This is a genomic window from Bartonella sp. HY328, assembly GCF_025449335.1.
Lineage (GTDB): Bacteria > Pseudomonadota > Alphaproteobacteria > Rhizobiales > Rhizobiaceae > HY038.
The window spans coordinates 1339127-1354312 of sequence record NZ_CP104883.1; the positions used below are offsets into that span (position 1 = coordinate 1339127).

Here is a 15186-nt window from a genome sequence, read left to right on the forward strand (position 1 = left end):
TAATGAGTGAGATTGCTTTAAAAGCCGATGGTTACGGACGGAAAGGAATAGGTGAGACATGCTAGCTGATAAGGATCGCATATTCACCAATATTTACGGATTAAAAGACACATCTCTTAAAGGTGCTATGTCTCGCGGCTGTTGGGACGGCACCAAAGGCATTATCGAAAAAGGCCGTGACTGGATCATCAATGAGATGAAAGCATCTGGTTTGCGTGGCCGTGGCGGTGCGGGTTTCCCGACTGGCATGAAATGGTCTTTCATGCCAAAGGTCAGTGATGGTCGTCCTCATTATTTGGTTGTCAATGCCGATGAGTCCGAACCTGGTACGTGTAAAGATAGAGAGATCTTGCGTCACGATCCCCATACTTTGATTGAAGGCTGTGTTATCGCAACTTTTGCAATGGGCGCTCATACTGCTTTTATTTATGTACGCGGCGAATATATTCGCGAACGTGAAGCGCTGCAAGCGGCTATTGATGAATGCTATGATGCCGGACTTTTGGGTAAAAATCCAAAACATGGTCATCCTTGCGATATTATTGTGCATCATGGTGCTGGTGCTTATATTTGTGGTGAAGAAACTGCGCTGCTTGAAAGCTTGGAGGGTAAAAAAGGTCAGCCTCGTTTGAAGCCACCATTTCCAGCTAATATGGGTATTTATGGTTGCCCTACAACCGTTAATAATGTTGAATCCATTGCGGTTGCGCCAACTATTTTGCGTCGTGGTGCAGAATGGTTTGCAGCTATTGGTCGCCCTAATAATGTGGGCACCAAATTATTCATGATTTCCGGTCATGTAAATACACCTTGCACCGTTGAAGAAGCATTAGGCATTACTTTCCGTGAGCTTATTGAAAAACATGCCGGTGGTATTCGTGGTGGCTGGGATAATTTCTTAGGCGTTATTCCAGGCGGCGCATCTTGTCCTGTCGTTCGCGGCGAAGACATGATCGATGTGATCATGGATTTTGATGGTTTAAGGGAAGTTAAATCTTCTTTTGGTACTGGCGGTGCGATTGTTATGGATAAATCGACCGATATTATTAAAGCTATTTGGCGTATTGCAGCATTTTTTAAGCATGAAAGCTGTGGCCAATGTACACCATGCCGTGAAGGTACTGGTTGGATGATGCGTCTTTTGGGGCGCATGGTTGAGGGGCGCGCGCAAAAGCGCGAGATAGACCTTTTATTTGATGTGTCTAAGCAGGTTGAAGGGCATACGATTTGTGCGCTCGGCGATGCTGCTGCTTGGCCTATTCAGGGGCTTATTCGTAATTTCCGCCCTGAAATTGAAAAGCGGATTGATGAATATACCCATAATGCAGTGCAAAGCCGTAATATTGCGCTTGAAGCTGCTGAATAGGTTTTTTGGTTTAATTTCTAGGATAGGCGGCGAGACCGCCGGTTTGGAAAAACGATGGCAAAGATCATAGTTGACGACAAGGAGATCGAGGTTCCCGATCACTATACGTTGCTACAAGCAGCGGAAGAGGCCGGAGCCGAGGTGCCCCGCTTTTGTTTTCACGAGCGTTTGTCTATCGCCGGCAATTGCCGCATGTGTTTGGTTGAAGTAAAAGGTGGGCCACCTAAGCCACAGGCTTCCTGTGCAATGGGCGTAAAAGACTTGCGCCCTGGTCCTAATGGTGAGCCACCGCAGATCTTTACAAAAACACCTATGGTAAAGCGCGCGCGTGAAAACGTCATGGAATTTCTTCTTATCAACCACCCGCTTGATTGTCCCATTTGCGATCAAGGTGGCGAGTGCGATTTGCAAGATCAAGCAATGGCTTATGGTCGTGATTTTTCACGTTATCAAGAAGATAAGCGTGCGGTAGAAGATAAATATATTGGGCCGTTGGTAAAAACAGTGATGACACGTTGCATTCACTGCACACGCTGTGTGCGCTTTACCACCGAAGTTGCTGGTATTTCTGAGCTGGGGCTTATTGGTCGCGGCGAAGACGCTGAAATCACCACCTATCTTGAAAAGGCAATGACATCAGAGCTTCAGGGCAATGTTATTGATCTTTGTCCTGTTGGTGCTTTGACATCACGCCCATATGCTTTCAATGCACGCCCTTGGGAACTTAGCAAAACTGAAACAATTGACGTTATGGATGCAGTTGGTTCGGCTATCCGTGTTGACTCGCGTGGCCGCGAAGTTATGCGTATTATGCCACGGGTTAATGAAGCTATTAATGAAGAATGGATTTCAGATAAGAGCCGTTTCATCTGGGATGGTTTAAAAACCCAGCGTCTTGATCGCCCTTATATTCGCAATAGCCAAGGTCGGTTAATGTCAGCAAGTTGGCAAGAAGCTTTTGCGGCGATTAAAGTTGCGATTGATAAGGCAAATGCCACAAAAATTGGTGCTATTGCTGGTGATCTTGCGACAGTTGAAGAAATCTATGCACTAAAATCATTGCTTAATGCGCTTGGTTCCACCCATTATGATTGCCGCCAAGATGGCGCTGCTCATGATCCAAAAGCGGGTCGCGCTAGCTATATTTTCAATACAACGATTGCCGGTATTGAGCAGTCCGATGCATTGATTATCATTGGTAGTAATCCACGTTTTGAAGCATCGGTTCTTAATGCCCGTATTCGTAAACGCCAAAGAAAAAGCGATTATCCAATTGCTGTGATTGGTGAGCGCGGTGAAATGCGCTATCCTTTCGAATATCTTGGGGCAGGGGAAGAAACACTCAGTCAACTTATTGATGGCAAGCTGTCATTCCTTGAAAAATTGAAAACTGCTCAAAAACCTATGATTATTATAGGTCAGGGTGCGCTTAGCGGCGAAAATGGTGCTAATATTGCTAAGGCAGCTGCAAAGCTTGCTACAATTATTGGTGCGGTTAATGACGAGTGGAATGGCTTTAATGTCCTCCATACGGCAGCTTCACGCGTGGGCGGACTTGATCTTGGTTTTGTTGCCGAAGATAATGCAAGCGCGAAAGATGTTGTAAGCGATAGCGAAGTGTTATTCTTGCTTGGTGCTGATGAAATTGATTTGAATGCTAAAAAGGGCTTCACAATTTATATTGGTAGTCATGGTGATAATGGCGCACATAATGCAGATATTATTTTGCCCGGTGCAGCTTACACTGAAAAATCAGGTATTTTTGTAAATACTGAAGGCCGCGTGCAGATGACCAATCGTGCAACTTTTGCTCCTGGTGAAGCAAAAGAAGATTGGGCAATTTTACGCGCATTGTCTGATGTTTTGGGTGTGCGTTTGCCTTATGACTCACTTGGTGCTTTAAGACGTAAGCTTTATAGTGAGTATCCACACTTTGCCGCCATTGATGATGTTTTGGTGGGTGACGTTAAAGATATTACCACTTTGGCGAATGGCTTTAAAACCCTTGGTTCAGCAAAATTCGTTTTACCTATACAAGATTTCTATCTTACCAATCCGATCGCACGCTCATCTGCCATTATGGCTGAGTGTTCGGCGCTTGCAAGCGGTCGCATTCCGCAAGCAGCAGAATAATGGTTACAAGAGGAAGAGTGATATAAAATGTTAGATTTCTTCTTGATGCAGATATTGTTGCCAATCGGGCAGTCGCTATTATTTATTGTAGCACTGTTGGTTATCATTGCATTCTTGCTTTTAGCAGATCGTAAGATTTGGGCAGCGGTTCAATTGCGTCGCGGTCCCAATGTTGTTGGTCCATTTGGTCTTTTCCAATCTTTTGCGGATTTGATTAAGTTTATTGTTAAAGAACCTGTCATTCCAGCTGGTGCAAATAAAGGTATTTTCCTTCTTGCTCCATTCATTTCGGCAGGCCTTGCCCTTTGTGGTTGGGCGGTTATTCCGGTTAACGAAGGTTGGGCAGTTGCTAATATTAATGTCGGCATGCTTTATGTATTCGCTATTTCGTCGTTAGAAGTTTATGGCGTAATTATGGGCGGCTGGGCATCAAACTCCAAATATCCATTTCTTGGTGCATTGCGCTCTGCGGCGCAAATGGTATCTTACGAAGTGTCCATTGGTTTTGTGATTGTGACGGTGCTACTTTGCGTAGGTTCGCTCGATCTTACTCAAATTGTGCTTGCACAAAAAGATGGTATCGGCACTATGGCTGGTTTGCCATTTGCATCATTCCTTGATTGGCATTGGCTAGGCCTTTTCCCAATGTTCGTGATTTTCTTTATTTCAGCACTTGCTGAAACAAACCGCCCACCTTTTGATTTGGTTGAAGCAGAATCTGAACTTGTGGCTGGTCACATGGTTGAATATTCTTCAGGCCCATATCTTCTTTACATGCTTGGCGAATATGTTGCGATTGTTTTGATGTGCGCCTTGACCACGATTTTATTCTTGGGTGGTTGGTTGCCGCCGCTTGATGTTTGGTGGCTCAATTGGATACCGGGTGTGTTCTGGTTCTTGTTCAAAGTTTGCGCTGTATTCTTTATGATTGCGATGGTTAAAGCTTTCGTTCCACGTTATCGTTATGATCAGCTCATGCGTCTTGGTTGGAAAGTCTTCTTGCCTATTTCACTTGCAATGGTCGTGCTTACGGCTGCATTCTTAAAAATTACTGGTCTGGCATAGGAGTTTAAGATAATGTCAAGTCTTTTCCAAGCTGCTAAATCTTTATTGCTACTTGAATTGGTAAGTGCCTTTTTTCTTGCCTGCAAGCAATTTGTAGCACCAAAGCCAACCATCAATTATCCTTATGAAAAAGGTCGTATTTCACCACGTTTTCGTGGTGAACATGCGCTTCGCCGTTATCCAAATGGTGAAGAACGCTGCATTGCTTGTAAATTATGTGAAGCTATTTGTCCTGCACAAGCTATTACCATTGAAGCTGGCCCACGCCGTAATGATGGTACAAGGCGTACAGTGCGTTACGATATTGACATGGTAAAGTGCATTTATTGTGGTTTTTGCCAAGAGGCATGCCCAGTTGAAGCGATTGTTGAGGGACCAAATTTTGAATTTGCGACTGAAACCCGCGAAGAGCTTTATTATGATAAGGAAAAGTTGCTCGCTAATGGTGATCGTTGGGAGCGCGAAATTGCTCGCAATATTGCGCTTGATGCACCGTATCGTTAATATTTTAGTATAACCTTAATATCGCATTGTAACTATTTGTTTTATATGTGGTTATGGGGTTTTATTTAAGGCTGTTTAGGCAGTTTTTCGAGGGGCAAAAGTTTGACCCTCTTGTCATCGGAAGCTTTAATTGAGCTTCTTTCAGGCGAAGACGTGGCGCTTTCATTCCACGTCACTGCGTTGAATTATCTTGGGGAACCCCATGCTAACTGGTCCTGTGGTTGCGTTTTTTTATCTGTTCTCGTTCATTTTGATCGCAAGTGCCGTAATGGTGGTGGCGGCACGTAACCCCGTTCATTCGGTTCTTTTCCTCATTTTGGCTTTTTTCAATGCCGCAGCATTATTTTTGCTCACCGGCGCTGAATTTTTGGCCATGATCTTGCTTGTGGTTTATGTCGGTGCGGTTGCGGTATTGTTCTTGTTTGTGGTCATGATGCTTGATGTGGACTTTGCCGAATTAAAGCGCGGTGCATTGCAATATGCGCCAATTGGTGCGCTTGTCGGTGTTATTTTACTTATTGAGCTTGTGGTTGTTTTTACTTCCAACTCGATCATTCCAGATGTTGCCATTGCTGCAAAAGCAGCAAGTGATGTTGCTAAAACCAATACTCAAGCGCTTGGTGAAATACTTTATACTGATTATGTATTGTATTTCCAATTAGCCGGTTTGGTGCTTTTGGTTGCTATGATTGGGGCAATTGTTTTGACATTGCGTCACCGCCCTAATGTTAAGCGCCAATCAATTGCTGCCCAAGTTGCACGTACACCTGAAACTGCCATTGAGATTAAAAAAGTCGAATCCAATAAAGGTATTTAACGGGAAGAAAAAAATGCATATAGAAATTGCTCACTATCTGACCGTTTCGGCGATCTTGTTCACGATTGGCGTTTTCGGTATTTTTCTAAATCGTAAGAATGTTATTATTATTTTAATGTCGGTAGAGCTTATTTTGCTCTCGGCTAATTTAAATTTCGTAGCATTCTCTGCTGTTTTAAATGATTTGGTAGGCCAAGTCTTTGCACTTTTCGTGCTAACAGTTGCTGCTGCAGAAACAGCAATTGGTCTTGCCATACTTGTTGTATTCTTCCGTAATCGCGGTTCTATCGCGGTGGAAGATGTCAATATGATGAAAGGTTGACGCATCATGTTATTTGACGCAATCGTCTTCCTTCCACTAATTGGTTTTCTCATTGCTGGTCTTTTTGGCAATAGCATCGGTGCGCGTGCAAGTGAATTAGTCACCTGTAGCTTAATGGTTGTTGTTGCCATATTGTCTTGGGTTGCATTTATTACAATTGCAATGAATGCAAATGGTGAAACTCAGCATGTGGAGGTGCTTAGCTGGATTTTATCAGGTACATTGGACTTTGATTGGGCTTTTCGGGTTGATACTCTAACCGCAATTATGTTGGTTGTTGTTAATACCGTATCGGCGCTCGTGCATATCTATTCAATCGGTTACATGCACCATGATCCTAGCCGTCCCCGCTTTTTTGCTTATCTTTCGCTTTTCACCTTTATGATGTTGATGTTGATCACGTCTGACAATCTCGTCCAAATGTTTTTTGGTTGGGAAGGCGTTGGTCTTGCTTCTTATTTGCTTATTGGCTTTTGGTATCAAAAACCTTCAGCTAGCAAAGCAGCTATGAAAGCTTTCGTGGTGAACCGCGTTGGTGACTTTGGTTTCCTACTCGGCATGTTTAGCATTTTTGTGATTTTCGGTGTTGTTGGGTTTGAAGATATTTTTGCCCGTGCGGGAAGTGGCGACTATGCTAATACTTTCACCTTCTTAAGCTGGGAAGTTGACCGCACTAATGCATTGACGATCACCTGCTTATTGTTATTCATTGGTGCAATGGGTAAATCAGCGCAGTTTTTGTTGCATACTTGGTTGCCTGATGCGATGGAAGGCCCAACTCCAGTTTCTGCTCTTATCCATGCGGCTACCATGGTGACGGCTGGTGTGTTCATGGTTGCACGTATGTCGCCAATCTTTGAACTTTCGCCTACAGCCTTGACAGTCATTACCTTTATTGGTGCGACAACTGCATTTTTTGCGGCGACTGTTGGCCTTGTGCAAAATGATATTAAGCGCGTTATTGCTTATTCAACTTGTTCGCAGCTTGGTTATATGTTTGTGGCTCTTGGTGTTGGCGCTTATGGCGCGGCAGTATTCCATTTGTTCACCCACGCTTTCTTCAAGGCATTATTGTTCCTTGGCGCCGGTTCGGTGATCCATGCTGTGTCTGATGAACAAGATATGCGTCATATGGGTGGCTTACGTAAATATATTCCAACCACTTATTGGATGATGATTATCGGTACAATCGCTTTGACTGGCGTTGGTATTCCAGGAACGGTTATCGGTACTGCTGGTTTCTTCTCCAAGGATGCAATTATTGAATCGGCTTATGCTGCCCATAATGCTGCATCAGGCTATGGTTTCTGGCTTCTTGTCATTGCCGCCTTTATGACCAGTTTCTATTCATGGCGTTTGATTTTCCTTACCTTCCACGGCAAACCACGCGCAACGGCTGATGTTATGCATCATGTGCATGAATCTGGGCCTGTTATGTTAGCGCCATTATTTGTTTTGGCGGTTGGCGCTTTGCTTGCTGGCTTTATCTTTATGCCTTATTTCTTTGGCGATCATTATGACGCTTTTTGGAAAGGTGCATTATTTACTTCCGAGCATAACCATGTGATGCATGAAGCTCACGGCGTGCCAGTTTGGGTAAAATGGTCGCCCTTTATTGTTATGGCTCTTGGTTTCGTTCTTGCTTTTTGGTTCTATATCATTTCGCCAGCCGTTCCAAAGGCACTTGCAACAGCAATGCCACGCCTTTACAAATTTCTGCTCAATAAATGGTATATTGACGAATTATATGACGCTATTTTCGTTCGTCCCACCTTTGCCATTGGCCGTTTCTTCTGGAAGGTCGTTGACGGAAAAATAATTGACGGACTAGGGCCAAATGGTCTTGCCAGTCTTGTTCTTACTATTACCAATAAGGTCGCTGTACGTATGCAAACCGGCTATCTCTATCATTATGCATTTGCGATGCTTATCGGTGTTGCAGCCCTCATCACTTGGATGATGTTTGGAACATTTTGGAGTGTAAACTGATGAGTGAGCATTATTGGCCAATTCTTTCAACGGTTACATTCCTACCGTTACTGGGCGCATTGCTTATCCTCTTGATTAAAGAGGATGGCGAGGCAGCCAAGCGTAATATTCGTAATGTTACGCTATTAACCACTATCTTTGTATTTGTACTTTCGCTTGTCGTTTGGGCAGGTTTTGATCGTAGCAATACTGGCTTCCAAATGGTTGAAAAACTTGTTTGGCTTACCAATTCTGAAGGTAAACCAGCAATTAGCTACCATATGGGTGTCGATGGTATTTCCATCTTATTTGTTGTGCTTACCGCATTTCTTATGCCATTTTGTATTCTTGCGAGTTGGGAAACAGTTCAAAAGCGCGTAAAGCAATATATGATTATGTTTCTTATTTTAGAAACAATGGTCATTGGTGTATTTTGTGCGCTTGATGGTGTGCTATTCTACATCTTCTTTGAAGGCAGCCTTATTCCAATGTTTATCATCATTGGCGTATGGGGTGGTCAGCGCCGTGTTTATGCAAGTATAAAATTCTTCCTTTATACCTTGCTTGGTTCGCTTCTCATGCTTGTCGCGTTAATGGCAATGTATTGGAATGCTGGTACACTTGATATTGTTGAATTGTTAAACAATCATCATTTCCCTGCTTCCATGCAGACGTGGTTATGGCTTGCTTTCTTTGCGTCCTTCGCAGTTAAAATGCCAATGTGGCCAGTCCATACTTGGTTGCCAGATGCACACGTTGAAGCACCAACGGCAGGCTCGGTTATTCTTGCAGGTATTTTGTTGAAGCTTGGTGGCTATGGGTTCTTGCGTTTCTCGCTCCCTATGTTCCCTATTGCATCAGAACAATTTGCAGATTTCGTCTTTGCCTTGTCCGTTATCGCTATTATTTACACCTCACTCGTTGCTCTTGTGCAAGAGGACATGAAAAAGCTCATTGCTTATTCATCAATTGCCCATATGGGTTATGTGACAATGGGTATTTTCTCCGCCAACGCCCAAGGTGTTGAAGGTGCGATTTATCAAATGATTTCGCATGGTTTCGTATCAGGCGCACTCTTCCTTTGTGTGGGGGTTATCTATGACCGCCTCCATACTCGCGAGATTGCGGCATTTGGCGGTCTTGTCAATAATATGCCGAAATATGCAACCGTATTCTTGATCTTCACCATGGCCAATGTCGGCTTACCGGGTACCTCGGGCTTTATTGGTGAGTTCTTGACACTGATTGGGCTTTTCCAAGTCAATACTTGGCTGGCAGTTTTTGCAACCTCTGGGGTTATTCTCTCGGCTGCTTATGCGCTTTATCTTTACCGCCGTGTCATTTTTGGCCCGCTGGAGAAAGAAAGCTTGAAGGCTTTGCTAGACTTATCGCCACGGGAAAAATTCCTTCTCTACCCAATGGTTGTTTTGACTATTTTCTTCGGTGTTTATCCGATGGGTATCTTGAATGTTATTTCAGGTGCCGTAAACAATCTTATTACCAATTATAATGATGCACTGCAGGCAATCGCTTCAAGTGCAACATTGATGCAATAGAAGAGGCAAATCTGATGCAGATTGATTTGATGGCTCAATTGACGCTCATGCTTCCAGAGCTAGTGATCGCAGTGGGTGCTCTTGTGTTGCTCATGGTGGGCGTATATTCAAAACAGCAATCTTATACAATGATAACCACGCTTGCGGTTGTTGTTTTGGCTGCGGCTCTTGTACTATTAGTGGTATTTCCGCCCTATGGTAATGTGTTTGGCGATGCCTTGATTATGGATAGCTATAGCCGTTACATGAAAGTTCTAACCGTGATTGGTGCCCTTGTCGCACTGGTCATGTCGGTTGGCTATGCCAAAAATTACGGTTTTGATAAGTTTGAATTTCCAATCATCGCCTTGCTTTCAACTGTTGGCATGATGCTCATGATTTCAGCTGGCAATATGCTATCACTTTATATGGGCTTGGAATTGCAATCCCTTGCCCTTTATGTGCTAGCCGCCTTTAACCGTGATAATGCTCGCTCATCTGAAGCTGGCCTTAAATATTTCGTTTTGGGCGCTTTGTCTTCAGGCATGTTGCTTTACGGTATTTCACTGGTTTATGGCTATACTGGCCATATTGGTTTTGTGGAAATTGCCCAAAGCTTCACAGGTGGTAATCCGCCACTTGGCCTTATCTTTGGTATGGTCTTTGTGCTTGCAGGTCTTGCATTCAAAATTTCTGCCGTTCCATTCCATATGTGGACGCCCGATGTTTATGAAGGTTCACCAACACCCGTGACTGCCTTTTTTGCTGGTGCCCCAAAAGTTGCAGCTATTGCGCTTATCGGTCGTATTGTGGTTATGGGCTTTAGCCCAGACCATATTGGTGCACAATCAACTATTATGCCTGCAGCGCAGCAAATTCTTGTGTTCATTGCGATTGCGTCGATGATCCTTGGTGCTTTTGCTGGTATTGGCCAAAAGAACATTAAGCGCCTAATGGCTTATTCATCCATTACCCATATGGGCTACGCGCTTGTTGGTCTTTCTGCCGCTGCTGGAGCAGGGTCTTTGGAAATTGCTACAGCTGGTGTACAAAGTATCATCATTTATATGACGATTTACCTTGTTACGACGCTTGGTGCATTCGCCTTTATTCTTGCTATGCGTAATCGCGATGGTAATGTTGAAGAAATTAGTGATCTTGCTGGCCTTGCTTGGAGCAATCCTTTTATGGCAGCAATTATGACCATGCATATGTTCTCACTTGCCAGCATTCCGCCTTTGGCTGGGTTCTTTGGTAAATGGTACACATTCTCAGCCGCCGTTGGTGCTGGCTTGGTGCCACTCGCTGTGATTGGTATGATGGCATCTGTGGTCGGTGCTTTTTACTACTTGCGCCTTATCAAAGTTATGTGGTTTGATGAATCCAAGGGCGGCTTCTTAGCTTTGCCAAGTGAATTGCGCATTGTATTGTTCTTGAGCGGTGTATTTGGATTGTTCTATGTGTTCTTTGCTGTATGGATTACACCATGGGCAGCAACAGCCGCACAATCTCTTTTCATGGCACAATAATTACTAAATAAACAAAAATTAAGTAAAGTTTCAAATGGTTGTTCGCCTTTCTTCGCAAGCAAAAAAAGCTGGTTATCGGGTTGAATTTTATGAACTTCTAGACTCAACCAATCAACTAGCAACTGAGTTTGCAAAGAACGGCGACCAAGGAAAATTATGGATAGTTGCAGACGAGCAGCTAGCAGGGCGTGGGCGACGCGGCCGGCAATGGGTCAGCCCCAAGGGTAATTTTTTTGTTTCACTATTATTGGTGGATGATTTTGCGCCGCATAATGCCGCAACATTAGGTTTTGTAACCGGCGTCTCATTAATCGAAGCGTTAGAACAACATAAGCGCTCAATAGGCTTTGGCATTTCCAGTGAACCTGTCAAATTAAAATGGCCCAATGATCTTTTGGTGGGCGATGCTAAATTATCTGGTATTTTATTGGAGCTGGTGACTTTACCGAACCAAAGTCACGCAATCGTTATTGGTATTGGTGGCAATATTGTCAGCTCGCCCGATAATATGCCTTACCCTACTGCCGCCTTGCATAATATTGGCTATAATATTGATGCAGCACAATGGTTTGAAAGCCTATCAGATACATGGGCAACCAATTATAAATTATGGGATAAGGGCAAAAACCTTAGCGCAATTCGCAATAAATGGCTGCAACATGCCGCCAATCTTGGCGGGCGAGTTAATATCATGGTCAATGGTGAATTAATCACTGGGGTTTTTGAAACCATTGATGAAAATTGCCAATTGGTTATTTATCAAGATAATGGCGTGCGCAAAACAATATCTGCCGGTGAAGTGCATTTTAGCAATCAGGTTTTTTCTGCTAAACAATAAGCACTATATTTTTTATTGATCTTTTAATTGCAATGACTTGTCTAGGTTTAATACATCATTCCAAATCTTTAAATTCATGTTCAAACAATTCTTTCCTTTGGCTTTTATAGGGCGCATCCATTTTATTGATTTGTTTTAAACACGCATCCTTTAATTGTTCCAACCAATCTTTTTCTTGTTCTTTTAAGTTGTCTGCCGAGCGATAACGGTTTTTAAAAGCCGTAATTGGCTCGTAATTTATCTCTCCTGTAAAATTTATTAAGTTAGCAAAATCTGTTGGGCTAATTAAATTCATAAGCGGCACAGACATATATTGTTCTTGACTTAATACGGCAAAATTATCTTTTTTAATAAATTCAATAAGATTTCCATTTTTCTTTATCGTTTTTATAGCTCGTTCAATTGTGTTTTCATAAACTAGCTTACGCAAGTTAGGGGCTATTTTTTCTAAGATACCATAGCCCTTATATGACGACTCATTCTTTCTAATAATTTTTTCAAGATTTGCAGGAATATTACGGACAGTTAAAAGATCTAGATACTCTTTGAAATAGTTTTCGATTTGTTGTTCGTTCGGTAAGGGATTGTAGCCATAGTCTGACAACATGGTTAGTCGGCCGATGACTTGTAAAATGTCGCCCATTTCGTTAAATTTTTGATTGTCTAATGCATTTAATAAAGGAGGGAGATTATCCTCTAATACTTTGGGGGCTTGCCATTTCCAGTAAAATAATCTTATCCATAAATTGGAGATATCTTCTTCATCTTGGTGGGGCTTACGTAATTGGTAGTCTTGCTTAAATGATTCAATCAATGATTTCTTAGGAGGCAATATACCTTTTTCGATAAATAAACCAATATTGCTATATTCAATTGCAGTTTGGTGCCAATGTATATTGCAATAGCGATATTCTAAAAAGGTAAAATAAGTAATTGGCGTTTGTTTTTTGCCGTTTACTGTAAATTCCTCAACGAGTATTTTGGGATCAAAATCGGTTTTAAGAAAATCAGAATGAATGTCCTCTGTGGTTGATCTCATTTGAATTATTATTTTTGATGGCTGTAAAATTTGGCCAGCACGATATTCTAAGGTAATTGCAATGATCTTTAACAAAATATCGCTTAATTGGGCTGAATAAATTTCGCTTTCTTATTTACTTTCAACTTCAATATTGCTTAAAAAGCTATGTAAACGCTCGAAGGTGAAGAATGCTGATTTTAAGCTTCTTAAGTTATTGGTATGAGATTGTTTGAAAATATCAGTTAATGTATTTTTATTTGCAGATATAAGTTCTTTTACCGCCTCGCTATTTAGTTTTTCAATAAATATATCTAAAGCGCATTTAATATCTGGCTTTATTTCCAAAGTTTGACCAATAAGTTTTTCTTTAACTTGCTCATAGGTTGAAAAGCTGCGATCTTGTTGTGGGGCAGCTATTTCCTTAGCGTAATATTCTTTAAGCTTGTCTTCATCGGCAACTAAAATAACTTTTAGTTTATCATGCTCAATAAAATTATTAATGTAGCCAAAAAGGTTGGATAAGGGCAGGCGGCAACGCTCAATATCATCAAAAATAAAAGCGGCGTTTTTGACTTTCGGCAATAATTTTTTTAAATCTTGCGCAAATTTTTTAGTATCAAAGCCCACGCCGTAGATTTGCGGGGAAGCAACAATGCTACCCAAAAAGCTCTTTCCTAATTTTACGGCTGTATTGTTAAGCCAAGTGTGAGCTACCGTAAATATACGTTTTTCAATTTCCTCGACTGTATCTATGCCGTTAAGGCTAACGTAGATCCAATTAAACTCTTTGTTCTCGTTAAGTTTTTCATGTGGGGAAAGTGCGTCATACTGCTTTTTTAAATCTAAAATAAAATGGGTTTTGCCGCTGCCCCATTTGCCAGTTAACAATACGGCAAATTGCGCGAAGTTTTTATTGTTGAGATAATCTTTAATATAGGCGGCAACTTCTGCGTTATGGGCTTGGTTTTCCATTGATAACTCTTTGCGCTTAATGCTTAGTTTGATTGGTTATTATCTATAATGGATAATTTTACTTAATTTGCAATGGAAAAAACCCAATAAAAAAACCCCGCATAAAGCGGGGTTTTTCCAAAAAATATAACGCGAAATATTAACGCTTTGAGAACTGGAAAGAACGACGAGCTTTAGCTTTACCGTATTTCTTACGTTCAACAACACGGCTATCACGGGTAAGGAAGCCACCCTTTTTAAGAATAGCGCGCAATGCTGGTTCATAATAAGTAAGCGCCTTGGAAATACCATGACGAACTGCACCAGCTTGGCCTGAAAGACCACCACCAGCAACGGTTGCAATGATGTCAAATTCACCATCACGGTTTGTTGCAACGATTGGCTGACGAAGAACCATCTGAAGAACAGGACGGGCAAAATACTTATCAAATTCTTTGCCGTTTACGATGATCTTGCCTGAACCTGGCTTTACCCATACGCGGGCAACAGCGTCTTTACGCTTGCCGGTTGCATAGGCACGGCCAAGGCTGTCAAGCTTTTGTACGTGAACTGGTGCGCTTTCAACTGCAGCGGCAACAACATTGCCTGCAACTGCACCAAGATCAGATAGGGAATTGATTTGCTCGGCCATGATTAAGCAATCCTTTTATTCTTACGGTTTAGCGCTGCAACATCGAGCGCTTCCGGCTGCTGAGCTTCATGGGGATGATTTGTGCCTGCATAAACGCGCAGGTTTTTCATTTGGCGGCGGCCTAGTGGGCCACGTGGAACCATACGCTCAACGGCTTTTTCTACGACGCGTTCAGGGAAACGGCCTTCAAGAATTTGGCGAGCTGTACGTTGTTTAATGCCACCAATATAGCCAGTATGCCAATAGTAAACTTTGTCAGTAAATTTCTTACCGGTCAAAACCACCTTGTCAGCATTAATGATAATGACATTGTCACCATCGTCAACGTGAGGCGTAAAGGTTGGCTTATGTTTACCGCGCAAACGATTGGCAACAAGTGAGGCAAGACGACCAAGGACGAGGCCTTCAGCGTCAATAATAACCCACTTTTTTACCACTTCGGCTGGCTTTTGTGAAAAGGTTGCCATAGAAGTTTTCCTTAAAAT

Annotated in this window: 14 protein-coding genes; 10 read left to right on the top strand and 4 right to left on the bottom strand. The window is 42.5% G+C overall.

Annotated elements, in window-relative coordinates; translation table 11 throughout:
* Positions 1-58: 58 nt before the first annotated feature.
* The 10 genes from nuoF to N5852_RS05680 all read left to right on the top strand — a co-directional run bounded on the left by nuoF (position 59) and on the right by N5852_RS05680 (position 12077).
* Positions 59-1366 (top strand): NADH-quinone oxidoreductase subunit NuoF, encoded by a 1308-nt coding sequence (nuoF, locus tag N5852_RS05635; RefSeq protein WP_262099437.1) that lies wholly within the window; start codon positions 59-61, stop codon positions 1364-1366.
* A gap of 54 nt (positions 1367-1420) precedes the next feature.
* Positions 1421-3499, top strand: a complete 2079-nt coding sequence (nuoG, locus tag N5852_RS05640) for an NADH-quinone oxidoreductase subunit NuoG (RefSeq protein WP_262099438.1) — start codon at positions 1421-1423, stop codon at positions 3497-3499.
* A gap of 27 nt (positions 3500-3526) precedes the next feature.
* Positions 3527-4564 (top strand): NADH-quinone oxidoreductase subunit NuoH, encoded by a 1038-nt coding sequence (nuoH, locus tag N5852_RS05645; protein WP_262099439.1) that lies wholly within the window; start codon positions 3527-3529, stop codon positions 4562-4564.
* 12 nt (positions 4565-4576) lie between these two features.
* On the top strand, positions 4577-5068 hold the full coding sequence (nuoI, locus tag N5852_RS05650; protein WP_182417243.1) for an NADH-quinone oxidoreductase subunit NuoI: 492 nt from the start codon (positions 4577-4579) through the stop codon (positions 5066-5068).
* A gap of 202 nt (positions 5069-5270) precedes the next feature.
* On the top strand, positions 5271-5885 hold the full coding sequence (locus tag N5852_RS05655; RefSeq protein ID WP_262099440.1) for an NADH-quinone oxidoreductase subunit J: 615 nt from the start codon (positions 5271-5273) through the stop codon (positions 5883-5885).
* Between the two features lie 13 nt (positions 5886-5898).
* Positions 5899-6207 (top strand): NADH-quinone oxidoreductase subunit NuoK, encoded by a 309-nt coding sequence (nuoK, locus tag N5852_RS05660; RefSeq protein ID WP_182417241.1) that lies wholly within the window; start codon positions 5899-5901, stop codon positions 6205-6207.
* Between the two features lie 6 nt (positions 6208-6213).
* Positions 6214-8196 (top strand): NADH-quinone oxidoreductase subunit L, encoded by a 1983-nt coding sequence (gene nuoL, locus N5852_RS05665; protein WP_262099441.1) that lies wholly within the window; start codon positions 6214-6216, stop codon positions 8194-8196.
* A complete protein-coding gene (locus N5852_RS05670) occupies positions 8196-9731 on the top strand; it encodes an NADH-quinone oxidoreductase subunit M (RefSeq protein WP_262099442.1) in 1536 nt (511 codons plus the stop codon). The genes nuoL and N5852_RS05670 overlap by 1 nt, the downstream gene beginning before the upstream one ends.
* A 14-nt stretch (positions 9732-9745) precedes the next feature.
* A complete protein-coding gene (nuoN, locus tag N5852_RS05675) occupies positions 9746-11239 on the top strand; it encodes an NADH-quinone oxidoreductase subunit NuoN (RefSeq protein WP_262099443.1) in 1494 nt (497 codons plus the stop codon).
* A 34-nt stretch (positions 11240-11273) separates the two neighbouring features.
* Entirely contained in the window at positions 11274-12077 is an 804-nt protein-coding gene (locus N5852_RS05680) for a biotin--[acetyl-CoA-carboxylase] ligase (protein WP_262099444.1), read from the top strand.
* 55 nt (positions 12078-12132) lie between these two features.
* Here the strand turns inward: N5852_RS05680 and N5852_RS05685 are convergent, their stop codons facing one another.
* The 4 genes from N5852_RS05685 to rplM form a co-directional block, all read right to left on the bottom strand.
* The gene (locus N5852_RS05685) at positions 12133-13191 is read right to left on the bottom strand and encodes a hypothetical protein (RefSeq protein ID WP_262099446.1); all 1059 of its coding nucleotides are present in this window, start codon (positions 13189-13191) and stop codon (positions 12133-12135) included.
* A gap of 36 nt (positions 13192-13227) precedes the next feature.
* Positions 13228-14070, bottom strand: a complete 843-nt coding sequence (locus N5852_RS05690) for a P-loop NTPase fold protein (protein WP_262099447.1) — start codon at positions 14068-14070, stop codon at positions 13228-13230.
* A 139-nt stretch (positions 14071-14209) separates the two neighbouring features.
* Positions 14210-14701: a 30S ribosomal protein S9 gene (rpsI, locus tag N5852_RS05695; RefSeq protein WP_182417095.1), complete on the bottom strand. Its 492-nt coding sequence runs from the start codon at positions 14699-14701 to the stop codon at positions 14210-14212.
* A 2-nt stretch (positions 14702-14703) separates the two neighbouring features.
* Entirely contained in the window at positions 14704-15168 is a 465-nt protein-coding gene (gene rplM / locus N5852_RS05700; RefSeq protein ID WP_182417094.1) for a 50S ribosomal protein L13, read from the bottom strand.
* Positions 15169-15186: the final 18 nt, after the last annotated feature.

Bases quoted from the DNA above. Each gene is read 5' to 3' on its own strand.
- nuoF (WP_262099437.1), top strand. From the start codon at position 59: ATGCTAGCTGATAAGGATCGCATATTCACCAATATTTACGGATTAAAA.
- nuoG (WP_262099438.1), top strand. From the start codon at position 1,421: ATGGCAAAGATCATAGTTGACGACAAGGAGATCGAGGTTCCCGATCAC.
- nuoH (WP_262099439.1), top strand. From the start codon at position 3,527: ATGTTAGATTTCTTCTTGATGCAGATATTGTTGCCAATCGGGCAGTCG.
- nuoI (WP_182417243.1), top strand. From the start codon at position 4,577: ATGTCAAGTCTTTTCCAAGCTGCTAAATCTTTATTGCTACTTGAATTG.
- N5852_RS05655 (WP_262099440.1), top strand. From the start codon at position 5,271: ATGCTAACTGGTCCTGTGGTTGCGTTTTTTTATCTGTTCTCGTTCATT.
- nuoK (WP_182417241.1), top strand. From the start codon at position 5,899: ATGCATATAGAAATTGCTCACTATCTGACCGTTTCGGCGATCTTGTTC.
- nuoL (WP_262099441.1), top strand. From the start codon at position 6,214: ATGTTATTTGACGCAATCGTCTTCCTTCCACTAATTGGTTTTCTCATT.
- N5852_RS05670 (WP_262099442.1), top strand. From the start codon at position 8,196: ATGAGTGAGCATTATTGGCCAATTCTTTCAACGGTTACATTCCTACCG.
- nuoN (WP_262099443.1), top strand. From the start codon at position 9,746: ATGCAGATTGATTTGATGGCTCAATTGACGCTCATGCTTCCAGAGCTA.
- N5852_RS05680 (WP_262099444.1), top strand. From the start codon at position 11,274: ATGGTTGTTCGCCTTTCTTCGCAAGCAAAAAAAGCTGGTTATCGGGTT.
- N5852_RS05690 (WP_262099447.1), bottom strand. From the start codon at position 14,070: ATGGAAAACCAAGCCCATAACGCAGAAGTTGCCGCCTATATTAAAGAT.
- rpsI (WP_182417095.1), bottom strand. From the start codon at position 14,701: ATGGCCGAGCAAATCAATTCCCTATCTGATCTTGGTGCAGTTGCAGGC.
- rplM (WP_182417094.1), bottom strand. From the start codon at position 15,168: ATGGCAACCTTTTCACAAAAGCCAGCCGAAGTGGTAAAAAAGTGGGTT.